Raw genomic sequence first — 19,279 nt, 5'->3', positions numbered from 1 at the left:
AACCTACTTATTTATAATCTCTACTATACTTTCTATATCTATTCTACAAGCTTGCTGTTGCTCTAAAACAGTAGCATGTTCTATAAATTCATCTTTTACCCCTAATATCTGCACAGATAATCCAGGATAATTAGCTGTCACAAACTGACTAACCATACTACCAAATCCTCCTTTCACAGTACCATCTTCTATAGTAATTATCCTTTCATACTGTTGACATATACTATGCAAAGCTTCTTCATTCAATGGTTTAACAAAACTAAAGTGATAATGCGACCAATCTTCACTATTAGATAACGTCATCGCTTTAATAACATTGTTCCCAATTGTTCCAACAGATATAAATGCAAATTTATTTCCTTTTTTTATTTGAGAAACACTTCCTATATTAATTTTCTCAAAAGGGAACTTCCATGAATAATCAATATATCCTTTTCCTCTAGGATAGCGAATAGCTAATGGGTAATCTATACCTAACTGAGCAGTATAAAGCAAATTACGCAATTCTAACTCATTTAAAGGTGTTGCTATGACCATATTAGGGATACAATTTAAATACGCTATATCGTAAACCCCTTGATGTGTAGCCCCATCTTCCCCTACTAATCCTGCTCGGTCTAGACAAAATACAACTGGTAAATTTTGTAATGCAACATCATGAATCACTTGATCATAAGCTCTCTGCAAAAAGGTAGAGTAAATAGCACAGAATGGTATCAAACCTTCTGTAGCCATACCTGCGGCAAGAGTTACTGCGTGTTGTTCTGCTATTCCTACATCTAAAGCTCGATCTGGAAAAGCATCCATCATAAACTTAAGAGAACTTCCCGTAGGCATAGCAGGTGTAATACCCACTATCTTTTTATTTACCTCAGCCAACTCCACTAATGTCAATCCAAAAACGTCTTGAAATTTAGAAGGGAATTCGCTTTCTTCTCGTTTTATTAATTCTCCTGTCTCTTTATTAAACTTACCTGGAGCGTGATATTTAACTTGATTCTCTTCTGCCTGTTTTAACCCCTTACCTTTAGTAGTAATAACATGTAAAAACTTTGGTCCCTTTATTTGTTTTAATCTTTCTAACTCTTTAATCAGACGAGGCAAATCATGTCCATCAATTGGCCCATAATAATCAAAGTGTAATGACTTAATCATATTATTAGCACGAGGATTCTTTCCTTCTTTTACAGAAGTTAGATAATCTTTAAGCGCTCCAACACTAGGATCAATACCTATTGCATTGTCATTTAGAATAACTAACATATTGGCATCTGTAACACCTGCGTGATTAAGTCCTTCGAAGGCCATACCAGAAGCAATTGAAGCATCTCCTACTACTGCGATATGCTGTCTGTCTTTCTCACCTTTAAGTTGTGCAGCTAAAGCCATACCCAAAACAGCTGATATAGCAGTGGATGAATGCCCTACTCCAAACGCGTCATACACACTCTCTTCTCTTTTTGGGAATCCACTAATACCATCTTTCTGTCTATTCGTATGAAACACTTCTCTCCTACCTGTCAAAAGTTTATGACCATACGCCTGATGCCCTACATCCCATACCAAGTTATCACTAGGTGCATCAAAAACATAGTGAAGAGCAATAGTTAACTCTACTACTCCTAAACTAGCTCCTAAATGCCCTTCTTTACTAGCTACTATATCAATTATAAATCTTCGCAATTCTATAGCAAGTTCTTGCAATTCAACAATTGATAGTTTCTTAAGTTCCTCAGGGCTATTGATATGTTCAAGTAAGTTTTTAGGCATTCCAAATAAAATAAAAAACAAAATTACAATTTTGTTTTTACTTTTGACTTCGCATTTATGTTTAACACAATAGAATGGATACACTTTTCACAAACGAATATTTTATGCAAATCGCCTTAAATGAAGCGAAAGAGGCATTCCACAAAGGAGAAATTCCTGTAGGAGCGATAGTAGTTGCAAACAATCAGATTATTGCTAAAAGTCATAATTTGACAGAATTACTTCACGATGTCACTGCTCATGCAGAGATTCAAGCGATCTCCTCTGCAGCTAATTATTTAGGAGCTAAATATTTGAAAAACTGCACTTTATTTGTAACTTTAGAACCTTGCCAGATGTGTGCTGGAGCCTTATATTGGAGCCAAATAACTAAAATTGTTTACGGAGCTTCTGATGAAAAAAGAGGTTTTAAAGCAATAGGAGGACAACTGCATCCCAAAACAGAAGTTATCTCAGGTGTATTAGAGCAAGAATGCGCAGATCTTATGAAAACATTTTTTGAAAACAAGAGAAAATAAAATTGACTACCGCTATGAAAATCAAAAATCTACTAATCCTCATTTGCTGTGTTTTTATATCACTGCAATCATGTAAAAAAGGGGATGTAAATGTCAATCTTTCTAACCCAAAACTATTTAGCGAATATATCTTAGCATTTACTGCTGGTGTGATCTCTACTAAAGACCCTATCGATATTAATATTCCTAAAAACTGGAAGAATTGGAAAGCTAATGAAGAATTAGATAAAGACCTATTCACTATCACGCCTTCTGTGAAAGGTAAGGTAATCTATATGCCTAATGATGTGATACGTTTTATACCTGCTGAAAGATTAAAACAAGATCAAAGATATAATATTACATTCCACTTAGGAGAAGTAGTTGATACAGAAGAAGCCTTAAAAGACTTTACTTTTATGGTAATGACTGTGCCACAAACTTTTCATACAGATTTATTAGACTTACAGACTGTAAGTGATACTGAGTATGTACTTAATGGGACACTGACGACTAGTGACTGGCTATCTACTGCTGATGCTAAAAAAGTTCTAAGTGCCTCACAGGAAAAAAAGAACTTAGACATAAAATTTACAACTGACGACAAAGAAGAAGCTAAGGAGTTTAAATTCACGATAAACAAGATTAGTAGACAAGTTGCTGAAACAACTATAGATGTAAATATCAACGGAAAGGCTGTTAATAATGATGCTAAGAGCACTGATGTTTACACAGTGCCTAAACAAAATGCATTCTACCAGTTTAAAGTAGAACCTGTAGTTAATGATCCACAAGCATTCTGGATTAACTTTTCTAATCCTATCAAGAAGAACCAAGACTTTAGTGGATTAATTGACTTAGAGAATAACGATGCTAACCTAACGTTTTCTGCTGAAGGGAATGTCTTAAAAGTATTTGCAGACAAAGCATTACAAGATAAAGTAATGGTAAGAGTAAGTGCAGGTATCGAAGACACTAAAGGCAACAAAACTCAATCTTCTGAGGTATACGAATTAAACTTTGGTATTCTTAAACCAGATGTTCAATTAATCAGTAGTGGAACAATCTTACCTAGTTCTGAAAACTTAAAAATAAATTTTAAAGCAACTACACTTAATGCTGTAGATGTAAAAGTATATAAAATCTACGAGAACAATATTCTACAGTTCTTACAAGAAAACAATCTAGATGGTAAGTACAGTTTGTATAGAGTAGCTGATCCTATTGCTAAAACAACTATCAAACTAACCAATCCTAATGCAAATGCGCTATTAAAGTACAATACTTACGCATTAGATTTATCAACTCTAATCAATCCTGCTCCAGGAGCGATTTATAGAGTAGAATTCTCATTTAAAAAATCTTATTCTCTTTACGACTGTTCTAATAGTGATATCGAAGAAGAAGAAATTGTTGAAGAAGAGTCTGCAGACTTAGACGAAATGGAAACTAATGAGTATGATGATGAATACGATTACTACTATTATGATTACAATTGGGAAGAGAAAGATAATCCTTGTTCTAACTCTTACTACTATTACCATGAGAAACCTGCTACTAATGTACTAGCAAGTGATCTAGGTGTTATTGTAAAAGGAGGAAATAACAATATCTATACTGTTGTAGTATCAGATATCATTACTACTAATCCTGTGGCAGCTGCAACAGTTGAATTTTATACATTTAAACAACAGTTAATCACATCTGCCAAGACAGATACAGATGGTATCTTAACTGTTAATCTAGAAAAGAAAAAGCCTGCTTTTGTTATCGTTAAAGATGATAAGAGTACGACATATGTGAAGGTAGATGAAGCTAATTCTCTATCAATGAGTAACTATGACGTAGACGGTACAACTCTAGTGAAAGGAATTAATGGATATATCTATACAGAAAGGGGTGTATGGAGACCTGGTGATGACATCTACTTAGATTTTATACTAGATGACTTAGCTAATCCTCTACCTGCGAATCACCCAATTAAGCTAACATTCTCAGATCCTTTTGGAAAAGTGGTTGATCAAGTAGTACAAAAGAAAAATGCGAATAACCACTACTCTTTCTTGTTAAAAACAACTCAAGAATCTGTAACTGGTAACTGGCAAGCAGTTGTTAGTGTAGGTGGAGCTAAATTCTACAAACAAATAAAGATTGAAACTATTAAGCCTAACCGCTTAAAAATCAAAAACAATATAGAAGGAAAAACAGTTTACAATTCAGGAAGTGGAGTAAAAGTAGACTACAATGTACAATGGTTACAAGGTAGTGTTGCTAAAAACCTTAAAGCTGAAGTAGCTCTTAAGTTATTGCCTCAGACAACAACTTTTGATGGATATAAGAACTATTCATTCAGTAACACTTTAAGCTCTTATGGTTCTCAAGAATTAAATGCTTACTCAGGAACTACAGACTTGGATGGAGATTTTAACTTCTATGTAAGTATGTCTAATATTCCAGAAAATACTGGTACGCTTAAAGCTATTTTTACTACTACAGTACATGAGAATGGTGGTGATATGTCAACAGATGTATCTACTGCTACTATTTCTCCTCATAACACTTATGTAGGTATTAAAGCTCCTGATGCAAATAAATATGGTTATTACGAAACAGATAAACCATTAAACTTCTCTTTCGTAACACTGAATGCTCAAGGTCAAGCTAAATCGGCAGATATAGAAGTAACAGTATACCGCAAAAAAGGTTACTGGTGGTGGAGTAATAATAATGATGGAGCCTCTAGTTACAGTAGTTCTAACTATTATTCTGTATACAAAGATGCTGTAGAATACACTACATCATCTAAAGGTACTACAGCTTACTCTCTGACTATTCCAGAACAAGATTGGGGTACTTATGAGATTGTAGCTCGTGATAAATATGGTAAACATATTGCTTCTTCAGTAGTATATGTAGATTACCCATATTGGTCAGGTAAAACTAAACATTCACAAGGTAAAGAAGCTACAGTACTAGCTATTGCAACAGATAAAAAAGATTATAATACAGGAGAAAAAATAAAACTATCATTCCCTTCTAGTGAAGGAGGTAGAGCTTTAGTCTCTGTAGAGAACGGTTCAAGTGTAATAGAAACTCATTGGGTAAAAACTCAAAAAGGAGAAACTACATTTGAGATAAATACTACTGATGCAATGGCTCCTAATGTATACATCAGTGTATCTGCTATACAACCTCATGCGTCTACAGTAAACAACTCTCCTATACGTATGTATGGAGTTGCTCCAATTAATGTTTATAACAAGAAGACAAAACTAGAACCTGTCATCACAATGCCAGACAAACTTAAACCTGAACAAGAGTTTACAGTTCAAGTGAAAGAAAAAGCTGGTCAAAAGATGACTTATACTATCGCTATCGTTGAAGATGGTCTATTGGATCTTACTCGATTTAAGACACCTAACCCGTGGAACAACTTCTATAGTAAAACTGCTTTAGGAGTACGTACTTGGGACATCTATGACAACGTAATAGGTGCTTATGGTGGGGCAATCAACCAAGTATTTAGTATTGGTGGTGATGAGGATTTAGGTGCTGGACAAGTGAAAAAAGCAAACAGGTTTAAACCTGTTGTAATTCACTTAGGTCCATTTGTATTAGATGGTGGTAAAACTGGTACTCATAAAATCAAATTACCTAAATACATCGGTTCTGTACGTGCTATGGTGGTAGCATCTAATGTAGCTACTAAAGCATATGGAAGTGTAGAGAAAACTGTGAAGGTTAACAACCCTCTTATGATATTAGGTTCTCTTCCTAGAAGAGCTGTACCTGGAGAGAAAATAACTCTACCAATCACAATCTTCGCTATGGAGAAACATGTGAAAAACGTAACAGTAAGAGTAAAAACAGATGATAAATTCCAAATACAAAACAACGCTACTCAACAAGTAAACTTTGACGAACCTGATGAAAAGGTAGTGTATTGTGAATTAGAAGTAATGCAAAAAACAGGTGTTTCAAAGGTTGAGATAGAAGCTACATCAGGTAACGAAAAGGCATCTTATGTAGTGGAAATGGATGTATTAAATCCTAACCCTGTTACTGTCCGCGCAGTTGATGTTGTATTAGAACCAAATAGTACTAAAGAATTAGAATGGGAACGCTTCGGTGTGACAGGAAGTAATAAGGCTACGTTAGAGCTTTCTACTTTCCCTGGTATTAATCTTACCTCTAGACTTAACTTCCTTATCAGATATCCTCACGGATGTAGTGAACAAGTAACGTCTGGTGTATTCCCACAGATATTCTTAGAAGATCTAGTATATGTAAGCAAAAGCAAAAAGGAAAGCTTACAACGAAACGTAAATGAAGGTTTAAGAGTATTAGCACAACGTCAGTTATCTGATGGTAGCTTCAGATACTGGAGCAGTGATTCATATTCTGATGACTGGACTACTTCTTATATAACACACTTTATGCTAGAAGCAGAAAAGAGAGGTTTTGCTCTGCCTATTGGTAGCAAAGCTAATGCAATCTCTTATCAACAGAAAGCAGTAAAGCAGTGGTCTTATAACAGTCGCTACCAAAATGATTTGCCACAAGCTTATAGACTGTATACTCTTGCTCTAGCTGGTAGTGCAGATCTAGCTTCTATGAATAGACTTAGAGAGACTAAAGGTATCTCTGCTGATTCTAAACTACGCTTAGCTGCAACTTATGCCCTAGCTGGGCAAAAAGATGCTGCTAATAAATTAATTGCTAGTACATCCGTAATTGAGAACAGCGATTCTTATTATTACTATTATGGTTCTTATGAACGTAGAATAGCAATGGCATTAGAAACATTGATCTTAACGAAATCTAACAATAAACTAATGCATGAGTACGCTATGATATTAGCGAAGAGATTAGGATCTAACACATGGATGAGTACTCAGAGCACAGCTTATGGTCTAAATGTGATGTCTGCTTATGTGAAGAGTAATAAATCTACAGAAGGCATTAATGTAGACTTCACTAACAGTGGTAGTACTACTAATGCTACTACTAAAAACAATATGTATGAGTATGACTTTAAATCTATTGCTAGTAACAATCAAGTTAAACTAGTCAACAAAAACAGCTCTACTGTATACGCACGAGTAGCATACAGCGGTATACTACCTGTAGGAAAAGAATTAGTAGAAGAAAGTAATTTAAGTGTACGCACAGCATTTAGAACTCCAGGGGGAATGACTATTAACCCAAGTAGTTTAGCCCAAGGAACAGAATTCGTAGCTTTCATTACAATTACTAATACTACTGCTAGAAGCGTAGAGAATGTCGCTCTAACACATATTGTCCCTTCAGGATGGGAAATTGTAAACTTGAGATACACTGATGCTGGTGGAGATAACAATCCTGTAAGACATACAGATATTAGAGATGACCGTTCTAATTTCTATTTTAACTTAAATCCAAATGAGACTAAGACATTAAGAGTTGTTCTTAATGCCTCTTACTTAGGTAAATATTATATGCCTGGTGTATATGCAGAAGGGATGTATGACAACTCATACAGAAGTCGTACATCTGGTCAATGGATAGAAGTAACGAACTAAATGAGTTATAAATAATTAATTAAATACAGGGAATACATATTCCCTGTATTTTTGTTTTATATGAAGATTAAACCCTACCTAAATTGGAAATCATGGTCCTTAAAGAAGAAGATAAAGGTTAGTATCCTTTTTGTTCTTCTAATTATATATTATTTCTGTTTACCATCACAGCTATTCACTAAGCCTTATTCTACTGTTATCGAAAGTAAAGACAACAAATTACTAGGCGCTCAGATAGCCTCTGATGGACAATGGCGATTCCCTGAAGTAGATTCTGTTCCTGATAAGTTTAAGGAATGTATTATAGCTTTTGAAGACGAATACTTTTACTATCACTGGGGAGTTAACCCTGTCTCTATGTTTAAGGCCTTTAAGGCAAACCTAAAATCTGATAAAGTAGTTCGTGGAGGAAGTACCCTTACACAACAAACTATCCGATTAGCAAGAGATGGTAAAAAGAGAAGTTATGCAGAAAAAATTGTAGAAGCCATACTTGCTACTCGTCTAGAGTTTAAATATAGTAAGGATAAGATATTGCGCTTATACGCTTCACATGCTCCATTTGGAGGTAATGTCGTAGGTATAGATGTTGCAGCTTGGCGTTACTTTGGTACTACTCCAGAACACTTATCATGGGCAGAATGTGCAACACTCGCTGTACTTCCTAATGCCCCACGGCTTATCTATCCTGGTAAAAACCAAGAACTTCTACTTAAGAAAAGAAATAACTTACTTAAAAAGTTATTAGACAAAAAAGTTATAGATGAGAACACTTATCTATTAGCTATAGAAGAACCGTTGCCACAAAAGCCACACGAGTTACCTCAGATGGCTCCTCACTTATTACAATATGTGGCTAAGACTAATCTACAACAGCGAAACAATACAACGATTGATTACAACATACAACAACGAATTAATGATATCGTAAAAGGATATTATTTTAATTATAGTCAATCAGAAATATACAATATTGCTGTCATAGTTATAGATGTAGAGACACGCAATATAGTTAGTTATGTAGGAAATACACCTACTACAGCAGAACATAAAAAAGACGTAGATATCATCCATGCTCAACGCAGCACAGGTAGTATATTAAAACCATTCTTATACGGAAGTATGTTAGATGACGCGGAACTACTACCTAAATCTTTAGTAGCAGACATACCTGTAGTAATCTCAGGTTATAAACCTGAAAACTTTAATAGTACGTATGAAGGTGCAGTGCCAGCAGATGAAGCCTTATTTAGATCATTAAACATTCCATATGTATTAATGCTTCAAAAATATGGTATTTATAGATTTTATAACCAGTTGCAAAATTTAGGTTTCAAGTCAATCAATAAACATCCTAATCACTATGGATTATCGCTTATACTAGGTGGTGCAGAGAGCAATCTATGGGAAATTACCAAAGCCTACGCTGGTCTCGCTTCTACACTTAACTATTACAATAAATCTAAAGGGCAATACAGAAGTAATGAAATACAAAATCTAAACTGGAATAATGATATTCAATTAGACTTTGGTTCTGAAAGCTCTGAGAAGAATACTTTAGGTGCAGGAGCTATTTATAGCACATTTAAAGCACTAACGTTAGTGAATAGACCTGAGGGAGATGAAGCGTGGAGATATTATGACTCATCACTTAAAATAGCTTGGAAGACTGGAACTAGTTTTGGAGGAAGAGATGCATGGGCAGTAGGTGTCAACAAAAAATATGTGGTAGGTGTATGGGTCGGTAATGCTACTGGAGAAGGACGTCCTTCAATCAGTGGTGTGAGAATGGCTGGACCTATATTATTTGATGTTTTTAATCTACTTCCTCGTACGTCATGGTTTGCACAGCCACTTAACGATATGGACGAAATAGAGACCTGTACACAATCTGGTCATCTAGCAGGCCCTAATTGTCCTAAGACAAAAAGTTTAGTCCCATATCGAGCTAAAAAGACAGAACTATGCCCCTATCACAAACTAGTTCACTTAGATCAAACCTTAACATATCAAGTCAATACTCTATGTGAATCATTGGATAATATAGTCAATCAATCTTGGTTTATCCTGCCTCCTACTATGGCTCATTTTTACAAGAGGTACTATACTGATTATAAAGATCTACCTCCGTTTAGAGAGGATTGTATAGGTGCAAATAACCAAACAGCTACTGAGTTTATATATCCTAAACACAATGATGTAATATACTTAACAAAGGATTTCTACTCTAAAACACAACCGTTCATTGCCAAAGCTGCAACTAATAATCCAATCAAAAAACTATATTGGTACTTAGACGAACAGTATTTAGGAGAAACATCAATGTTTCATGAGCAATCTATTCTTACTGAACCTGGTTCGCACTACCTAACCATAGTAGATGCTGATGGAAATAGTAAGACTATACAAATAACAATAGAACTAAGTAGTTCAAAATAAAAGAGGCTGTCTTCTTAATGAAGACAGCCTCTTTTTGACTATAAAATAAATATACTACTTGTTTAATAATTGTTCTAAAGCTTTTAATCTTGCTTCCATCTCATCAACCTTTTTATTTAAGCTTTCTATTTTACCTTCTTGTTCAATAGTGTGTAAATACAACTCCTCTATTTTCTCAAGTTGCTGAATAGATAGCTCTGTAAAGTCAATCATGTACTTACCATCTTCTGATCTACTAACATCAGAGATCTTAGTAACACCAGGTAAGTGGTTATACTTCTCAACGAAATCTTTAACGTAATCTAACGATTTAAACTCGTAAGTTAGGTTCAGATTTGAAGCCCCTGTAAAGTATTTTTCAAACACATAATCTGCATAAACAGAGTTAGCTGAGAAGAACTTACCGTCAATAACAACATCACCTGTTACAGATAGTTTTGTATTTGTTGCCTTAGGGTTACTTAATAAAGTATTACCTCCAATTGCTACTGTACCAGTATGAGCGATATTCTCAGTATCTGTTGTTGTAACATTTGCACTACCTTGAACTAACCAAGGATTTTTAGCGTTGTCTTTAATCATTGCAGAGATATTAACTCTCTCTGTATTTTGATCATTAACAATAACTAAAGTTACATCACCACTAGTTGCATTTCTCTCAACTGTTACTTTACTTCCTTCAGATTTAATTAAGTTCTTAATTATATTCTCAATAGCAGTTTTGTTATCCCCTTGATTAATAATTGTTGTGAATGAAGAAGCAACATCATCTGTTACAGTAATATCTATAACCTTACCTGTCTCATCTTTATATTCATACTTAATTGACTTACCTGTTTTATTATCTGGTAAATTAGTTTGTGTTTCTTTTCTTTCTAAAGAAGTCACAGTTTCAACATAACTTCCTTTCACTTCTTTACCATTATTAAAGGTAAATCCAGAAGGCACTGCATTATTCACGATATTCTCAATATATTCTTTATTACCTTCTTGATTAGCTATTGTTTTAAACGTCTTAGCAATATCTGCAGTAATTGGAAGCAATTGATCATTAGTAGACTCATCTTTATACACATAAGTGACAGCATCTCCTTGTGTTCCATCTTCTAGAGTTACTTTATCTGTCTTAGTTGTAAATCCAGTTAAAGACTCATTAAAACTACCTGCAGCCTCTTTTCCATTATTAAATGTTAAGCCTTTACCTGTTTTAGCAACTTTATCTGCTGCTACTGAAGTAAGACTACCATAATTCTGAACACGTTTCACTTCTGTTGTTAGATGCAACTCTTCTGTATTACCATTATCTTTATAAGAAATAGTAATGTTATTAGTTACTGGATCTTTACTTACAGTTACATTACCTGTTGCATTAGTAATAAACTTATTCAGTTCATTAATAACTTTTGGTTCCTTAATGATTTGTTCAAAACTATCTACAACATCAGAAGTAACAGTTATCTGAGTTTGAGCAGGTTTTCCTGTCTCATCTAAATAGTTATAAGCAATGAAATTATCCGTATCAGAAGTACCATTTTCTTTTACTTTAGCCAATGATGTCAATGTCTCTGATAATAAAACTGCAGCCTCATTCTCTTTACCACTATTAAACTTCTTAGCTAACTTAACATCAGAAGTGTTTTCTGCATTTGTTTGATTAACTATACTTCCATAAGCCTGAACCTTTTTAATATTGGTAATAAAGTTAGGATTATTAGTTATCTCATCTATAAAAGTTTTACTCGCAGCAATCTCCTTAACATCAATCTTAACTGTACCTAATTTACTATCTGTAATTACTAAATAATCAACTCCTGCTTCTGTTTCCAGCGTAAATTTTTTATTCGTAGTATCTAAGTCGCTCCATACAATCTCTGTTTTATTTCCTGTATCTGGATCTACTGTATAGAATTTACCACCTTCATAAATAACATTACCATACTTACTTTTCAACTTGTTGATAATATTCTTGACGAACTCATTGTTATTAGTAATTTTCTCGATGAACTCTTTGTTCTCTGTTAGCTCTTTGACAAATGTTTTGTTTGTAGCTAACTCAGCTACAGGCATGTGAACTTTATTGTTTTTACTATCAGTAATTACAATACTCTCCACTCCATTGATTGCCTCGATACCATACTTAGCATTCGTTGTATCTAAATCACTCCATGAAATAAGAGTCTTAGCTCCTGTATCGGGATCTAAGGTATAGAAGTCTTTTCCATCATAGTATACATTACCATACTTACCTTTCAGCTTGTTGATAATATTCTTAACGAACTCGTTGTTATTAGTAATCTTCTCAATAAACTCTTTGTTCTCTGTCAGCTCTTTGACAAATGTTTTATTTGTAGCTAACTCAGCTACAGGCATGTGAACTTTATTGTTTTTACTATCAGTAATTACAATGCTCTCCACTCCATTGATTGCCTCAATACCATACTTAGCATTCGTTGTATCTAGATCACTCCATACAATCTCTGTTTTATTTCCTGTATCTGGATCTACTGTATAGAACTTACCACCTTCATAAATAACATTACCATACTTACCTTTCAGCTTGTTGATAATATTCTTAATGAACTCTTTGTTATTAGTAATTTTCTCGATGAACTCTTTGTTCTCTGTCAGCTCTTTGACAAATGTTTTGTTTGTAGCTAACTCAGCTACAGGCATGTGAACTTTATTGTTTTTACTATCAGTAATAACTAGGTAATCTATATCACCTTCTTTCTGAATAGTAAAGCTCTTATTAGTGGTATCTAGATCACTCCAGATTATCTCTTCTTTTACTCCTGTATCAGGGTTAATAGTATAAAACTTATTACTTTCATATAATACGTTACCATACTTACCTTTTAATACTTTTACAATTTCTTTTACAACTTCCTTATTCTTAATGATATCACCGAAATTAGTAATCACATCCTGAACGACATCTATCCTAAAAGTCTGTCTAGACTCATTAGTATAAATATAAGATCCTTTATTAATAGGATCTGCGACAATAGAAGTAGGCACTTGCAAATCTACCAATGGTACAGCAGCAATATTCCCATCTTTATCCCCTAAGACTAAACTACTATTTTCTACTTTTAGAGATAACTTAGGCTTATTCCCCATAGAAGCATTAACATCATCCCCTATAGCTATCCAACGATTTCCTCGAACATCACCACTATTATCACTACCCCAATAATAAAAACCTGGACGCAAAGTAGCATTTGAAGTAGTATTAAAGACTAACAAACCTAGATGAGGACCCCCTCCTTTCACAATAGAGCCATCACTCAAGCTCTTTAACTGGACTTGTGGTACTAATAAACCTCTATCATCAGCCTTTAAATCAAGAACAGCAGAAATATGAAGTGCTTTAGTTCCAATCCCTACTTGCGCATAAGCTAAATAACCACTTAATAACAAGCTCACTGGTATTAGAATGCTTTTCATATTACTAATTTTTCACTCACAACAACTGTTATTAACTAAAATTACTGCATTATTATCATAATTATAACAATCAAAGAAATAACTATATACCAATATCTATTAAAACGTAAAGAACATAATACAAACCCTTATAAAACCTCAGAAAAAATAAGTAGTAAAAGGTATAACACACAAATAGTAAGGGAATTATAACAAAAAACCTACAAAAAGCCTTATTTATTAGAAGCTAAACTACTGATAACCAGTACAAAAAGCGTAAAACATATCTAAGTCTAACTAAAAACATCAAAATCAAATAAATAATAACAAAAAAACCGCTAGTATATACTAGCGGTTTTTTTGTTATTCTGAAAGTTCATTTCCTTTATCATCTAAGAAATGGTATTCTAGATACGTGTAAGCGTCACGTGGTATTATTTTTACCCATTTTTTGAATTCTAAGAACCACTTGGCTCTAATAGATGGGATTCCTTTCGTTAAATAAGCAGCAATAAATGGATGCGTATTTAAGATAATTTTTTTCGATTTATCTTTCGAAATAATATTTTCTAAGTCAGCCTTTATTTTGTCAATTACAAGAATAGGAGCTTCGATTTCTCCATGTTCATTTGGATCCTCTTCTCTTGTTTCGATATTGACTTCAGGTCTAACACGTTGTCTAGTGATTTGGATTAATCCAAATTTACTAGGAGGCAAGATCTTATGTTTTGCTTTATCATCACTCATCTCCTCTTTTAAGAAGTCATATAACGTCTTTCTATTCTCTGGATTCCCCATATCAATAAAATCGACCACTATAATCCCTCCCATATCCCTTAATCTAAGCTGTCTAGCTATCTCAGCAGCAGCGATAAGGTTTACTTCTAGAGCAGTGTCTTCTTGAGACTGAGCTTTGTTTGAGCGGTTTCCACTGTTTACATCTATAACGTGCAACGCCTCTGTATGTTCTATGATTAAATAAGCTCCCTTACTCATAGATACAGTTCTTCCAAAAGAAGTCTTAATCTGACGTTCGATATTATATTTTTCGAAAATCGGAACTTCCATTGATTGATAGTGCTTCACTATAGAAACTTTCGAAGGAGCTATCTCTTGCAAATAGTCTTTCGTTTGGTAAAACATATCTTCATCATCAGTGATAATTCCAGTAAAGGTATCATTAAAGACATCTCTAAGAATAGAAGATGCTTTATTTACCTCTCCTAATACCTTAGAAGGATGATGAGCTACGCTTAATTTTTTGCACATATTGTTCCAGCGAGTCATTAAGTTTTGCAGATCCTTATCGATATCTGCTACCTTCATACCCTCTGCTACAGTACGTACTATTACTCCAAATCCCTTTGGTTTAATTGTTTGTAGAAGTTTCTTTAAACGTTCTTTTTCTTCTTTAGATTCTATTTTTTGAGAGATAGAAATTCTATTAGAGAAAGGAACAAGAACAACATAACGTCCTGCGATAGATAACTCAGAACTAATACGAGGTCCTTTAGTCGAAATAGGTTCTTTAACAATCTGAACTAACAAAGATTGATTAGCACTTAATACATCACTAACCACACCATCTTTATCAATTTCTTCTTCAAATGGAAAGTTTTTTAAGGAGTAATCTTTTAATTTACCTCCGCTTACAAGTTTAGTGAACTTCAATAAAGTTCGAAGATTAGGTCCTAAATCGTGATAGTGCAAAAATGCATCTTTCTCAAACCCTACGTGAACAAATGCAGCATTAAGTCCTGCAACAGGCTTTCTGATCTTAGCGATAAATATATCACCTACCTGAAATCCATCATCTTCACTCTCTTCTCTCTCTTGATGTAGTTCAATTAGTTTTCCATCTTTTAATAAGGCAAAATCTACTGTATCAGAATTCGACCTAACAATTAGCTCTTTATTCACACTGTACATTTTTATCCATACTCATTCATTACGATGTCAATATGACCAAACGAGTTTGTATAGATGGATTAAACATCAATACAGATATTTCTATCTGGAAAACTTACCTTATACAAGGCAAGTTTTTTCAGTATTCTTCTATTAAAAGAAAAAAGTAGTTTTAAACTACTTTTTCTTTTTGTGACGGTTAGCTCTCGCTCTTTTTTTACGTTTGTGAGTCGCTACCTTATGTCTTTTTCTTTTTTTACCACTTGGCATAATGTGTGTAATTTAGAGATTAATAAATTATTTTACTTTTACTTCTGTGTTTGACTTCACGCCTTCTACAAACACCTTAGCTGGTTTGAATGCAGGAATGTTGTGTGCAGGGATTCTGATAGTCGTGTTTTTAGAGATGTTTCTTCCTGTTTTCTCAGCTCTAGTTTTAATAATAAAACTACCGAAACCTCTTAAATAAACATTTTCACCAGCTTCTAGAGATCCTTTTACTTCATCCATAAAAGATTCTACTGTTGCCTGTACTTCACCTTTCTCAAGCCCTAATTTTTCTGAAATTTTAGCTACAATGTCTGCTTTCGTCATTTTAGATATAAATTATTTTTGTTGTTGTCTGATATTTTTAGAGTGTGCAAATATATTAATTTATATCCCAATAATTCAACCTTAATTGATTAAAATTTAAATATATAAAGTTTTAAGTTTGCGTTCAATACTTTTTACAATGATTTTTTCTAACAAACTCATTACTTGGTATTTAGAAAACAAACGTTTTTTACCATGGAGAGAAACTAAAAACCCATACGCAATTTGGTTGTCAGAAATTATTCTACAACAAACGCGAGTTGCACAAGGTTTACCTTATTTTGAAGCTTTTTTAAACACTTATCCTACCGTTACAGATTTAGCTAATGCTCCTGAAGACGATGTTATGAGATTATGGCAAGGTCTAGGATACTACAGCAGAGCTCGCAATCTGCACGCGACTGCTAAGAAAGTAGCGTATGAACTAAATGGTAACTTCCCTACTAACTATAAAGACCTATTAACATTAAAAGGTGTAGGAGAATATACAGCTGCTGCCATAGCCTCTATAGCTTATGACGAAGTGGTACCTGTAGTAGATGGCAACGTATTCAGAGTATTGTCTAGAGTATATGGTATCACATCTGACATCTCAGCTAATAGTACTAAGAAAGAATTTCAAGAATTAGCAGCTACGTTAATACCAGCAGAAGCCCCAGCTACATTTAATCAAGCTATCATGGACTTCGGTGCTACACAGTGTACCCCTAAAAGTCCTGACTGTAGCGCGTGTCCTTATATAAATGACTGTGTAGCTTATGCGACTAACCAAGTTAGCACATTACCTATCAAACTAGCTAAAGTAAAGGTAAAGAAGAGATACCTAGACTTTATCATTATACTAGACGCTAACGGAAATACAATCATAGAACAAAGAACAGAGAAAGATATCTGGCAACAATTATATCAATTTCCTCTAATAGATAGTTTTAAGCATAATGCAGAGGATATCAACGATTATGTAAAAGAGAAATTTGACTCTTTATATATAAAAGAGGTATTAGCCCTAACGAACGAAGCTATCACTCACCAACTATCACATCAGAAACTACACATTAAGTTTTGGGGTGTTAGAGTAGATAATATTCCCACGGATAGTACAGCCTGGGCTGAACTAAATAAATTTGGTTTTCCGATTGTAATTCATAACTTTATTAAATCTTTAGACTTAAAAACACTAATATATTAACAATATGAACGGCACACTTAATAAGGTTACATTAATAGGTCACTTAGGTGATAACGTAAAGATGCATTACTTCGAGAATGGTAATTGCATAGGTCGTTTTCCATTGGCTACTAACGAAGTTTATGTCAACAAAACTTCTGGGGAGAAGTATACTTCTACAGAATGGCACAATATAGTAGTTAAGAATAAAGCTGCTGAAGTGTGCGAACGATACCTTACTAAAGGAGACCGTATTTATGTCGAGGGGAGAATACGCACGCGCCAATGGCAAGGTGAAGATGGTGTATCTAGACAAACAGTCGAAATTATGGTTACTGAATTTATGTTTTTAGATACTAAAAAGGATAATGATTACAGAACAAAGACTACCTTTGAAGAAGAAAAAAAGGAAGCTGTAGATAATTTTAATATTCCTAAGGAGACTAATAATGACAATCTTCCGTTCTAACTAGGTTACATATATAGATTACAGTTTTTAACAGACGATAAGAAAGATGAGAATACCGATTATAAGCACTATATTTTTTTTAACTCTATTTACCGCATGTAAAGAGGAGTCTACACCTAAGCCTAACGCTTTCTTAGCTCTAGACTATCCAACACCCGAATACACAGAATATAGTAACCCAAACGGATTCGAGTTTAGTCAAAATAAATGGTCTTCTATTAAAGAGAACAAAAGTAATTCGCTAGAGATACATTACCCTCAAATGAAGGCTACTATCTTTATCAATTATAAACCTGTAGAGGGCAACCTTAATCTACTTCTAAAAGATGCTCAGAAGCTAACATACGAACACTTCGTCAAAGCTGATGAAATCATAGAACAACCTTTTGTGAATCCTAAAGATCGCGTTTACGGTATGTTTTATAATGTTCAAGGTAATGCTGCTACTAACGTGCAGTTCTACGCTACAGATAGCGTTAAAAACTTTCTGGTAGCATCATTATATTTCTATGCTAAACCTAACTTTGACTCTATCTTACCTGCTGCAGAATATGTAAAGAAAGATATGAGAACATTACTAGAAACGCTTAAATGGAAGGATAAACAGGCAGCTGCTGTTGCCAAAGAATAAACTTTAGAATACATCTCGATTTTTATATTACGATGGAACTAGTCCTTATGGATTGGTTCCATTTTTTGTTTATCTCTTACTCTATCATAGAAATATATTCTCTAAAAAACCTTAAGTAAATATACATACTTAACTCAGATAGAATTCGCCTGCGTGTGAAAGGATAATGACAGTACAATACATCCATAGTGTCTCCATCAATTTACGCGTTTTAATGGAGACACTATGGAGACACTATGGAGTCATTATGGACTCACTATGGAGTCACCCCCTCCAAAGTACAAAAAAAAACGCAGGCACATTAGCACCTGCGTTTATTCTGTATCGATAATTTATTCTATAGTCTTCTATATATAACAAGTAGTGACTTACTTCACACTACTCATATTTTCTACTTTATAGATACCATTAGCAATCTTCTCTACTGTAGTAGTGATAGACTGCGCATTCTGCTTAGCATCGTCAAATTCTACTGTAGCTGTCTTGGTATCAAAGTCAACATGAGCTAACTTAACACCGTCCATAGCTGCTAATTTTCCTTCAATAAGTTTAGCACATCCGATAGCACATGTCATTCCTTCTACCTGAAAAGTAGCTTTCTCCATAGTACCTGCCACTTCTTTACTTGACTGATTAGTTGTAGCAACAACATCTTCACCTGCTGGTGCAATAGTAGCTTCTTTTTTACAAGATACGAATAGCATTGCTCCTAACATTACTACCGCTATTGATTTTACTATATTCATCATCGTTCTTTTTAATATTAAATATCCTACTGCAAAAATAAAAAAAGCAACTGAATATTCAGTTGCTTTT

11 protein-coding genes are annotated in these 19,279 nt (G+C 34.1%); 6 read left to right on the top strand and 5 right to left on the bottom strand.

Going from position 1 to position 19,279, the window contains the following annotated elements; genetic code table 11:
• Positions 1-3: 3 nt before the first annotated feature.
• Positions 4-1,770 carry a 1-deoxy-D-xylulose-5-phosphate synthase gene (locus BMX53_RS06550; protein ID WP_074745221.1) on the bottom strand — a complete coding sequence of 589 codons (1,767 nt, stop codon included), beginning with the start codon at positions 1,768-1,770 and terminating at the stop codon, positions 4-6.
• Positions 1,771-1,844: 74 nt separating this feature from the next.
• Between BMX53_RS06550 and BMX53_RS06545 the strand changes: the two genes are divergently transcribed.
• The 3 genes from BMX53_RS06545 to pbpC are packed head-to-tail and all read left to right on the top strand — an operon-like array spanning position 1,845 to position 10,267.
• Entirely contained in the window at positions 1,845-2,288 is a 444-nt protein-coding gene (locus tag BMX53_RS06545) for a nucleoside deaminase (protein WP_063176214.1), read from the top strand.
• A gap of 14 nt (positions 2,289-2,302) precedes the next feature.
• Positions 2,303-7,828: an alpha-2-macroglobulin family protein gene (locus BMX53_RS06540; protein WP_074745219.1), complete on the top strand. Its 5,526-nt coding sequence runs from the start codon at positions 2,303-2,305 to the stop codon at positions 7,826-7,828.
• Between the two features lie 60 nt (positions 7,829-7,888).
• Complete coding sequence (gene pbpC, locus BMX53_RS06535; protein ID WP_074745217.1) at positions 7,889-10,267, top strand: penicillin-binding protein 1C; 2,379 nt, start codon at positions 7,889-7,891, stop codon at positions 10,265-10,267.
• Positions 10,268-10,321: 54 nt separating this feature from the next.
• On the opposite strand, the gene BMX53_RS06530 is transcribed toward pbpC, so the two are convergent.
• The 3 genes from BMX53_RS06530 to BMX53_RS06520 form a co-directional block, all read right to left on the bottom strand.
• Entirely contained in the window at positions 10,322-13,714 is a 3,393-nt protein-coding gene (locus BMX53_RS06530; protein WP_074745215.1) for a hypothetical protein, read from the bottom strand.
• Between the two features lie 342 nt (positions 13,715-14,056).
• Positions 14,057-15,613, bottom strand: a complete 1,557-nt coding sequence (locus BMX53_RS06525; protein WP_038986104.1) for an Rne/Rng family ribonuclease — start codon at positions 15,611-15,613, stop codon at positions 14,057-14,059.
• 285 nt (positions 15,614-15,898) lie between these two features.
• Positions 15,899-16,195 (bottom strand): HU family DNA-binding protein, encoded by a 297-nt coding sequence (locus BMX53_RS06520; RefSeq protein WP_074745213.1) that lies wholly within the window; start codon positions 16,193-16,195, stop codon positions 15,899-15,901.
• Positions 16,196-16,334: 139 nt separating this feature from the next.
• Between BMX53_RS06520 and mutY the strand changes: the two genes are divergently transcribed.
• The 3 genes from mutY to gldD are packed head-to-tail and all read left to right on the top strand — an operon-like array spanning position 16,335 to position 18,463.
• Positions 16,335-17,384, top strand: a complete 1,050-nt coding sequence (gene mutY, locus BMX53_RS06515; RefSeq protein ID WP_074745211.1) for an A/G-specific adenine glycosylase — start codon at positions 16,335-16,337, stop codon at positions 17,382-17,384.
• 4 nt (positions 17,385-17,388) lie between these two features.
• Complete coding sequence (locus tag BMX53_RS06510; RefSeq protein ID WP_038986043.1) at positions 17,389-17,832, top strand: single-stranded DNA-binding protein; 444 nt, start codon at positions 17,389-17,391, stop codon at positions 17,830-17,832.
• A 46-nt stretch (positions 17,833-17,878) separates the two neighbouring features.
• Complete coding sequence (gldD, locus tag BMX53_RS06505) at positions 17,879-18,463, top strand: gliding motility lipoprotein GldD (protein WP_074745209.1); 585 nt, start codon at positions 17,879-17,881, stop codon at positions 18,461-18,463.
• A gap of 368 nt (positions 18,464-18,831) precedes the next feature.
• Here gldD and BMX53_RS06500 read toward each other — a convergent pair whose 3' ends face one another.
• Positions 18,832-19,212 carry a heavy-metal-associated domain-containing protein gene (locus BMX53_RS06500; protein ID WP_244154478.1) on the bottom strand — a complete coding sequence of 127 codons (381 nt, stop codon included), beginning with the start codon at positions 19,210-19,212 and terminating at the stop codon, positions 18,832-18,834.
• Between the last annotated feature and the right edge of the window lie 67 nt (positions 19,213-19,279).

It is taken from the genome of Myroides marinus (assembly GCF_900109075.1).
GTDB classification, from domain to species: domain Bacteria; phylum Bacteroidota; class Bacteroidia; order Flavobacteriales; family Flavobacteriaceae; genus Flavobacterium; species Flavobacterium marinum_A.
The sequence above is the reverse complement of the archived record's forward strand: the minus strand, read 5'-3'. Positions and strand labels throughout refer to the sequence as shown.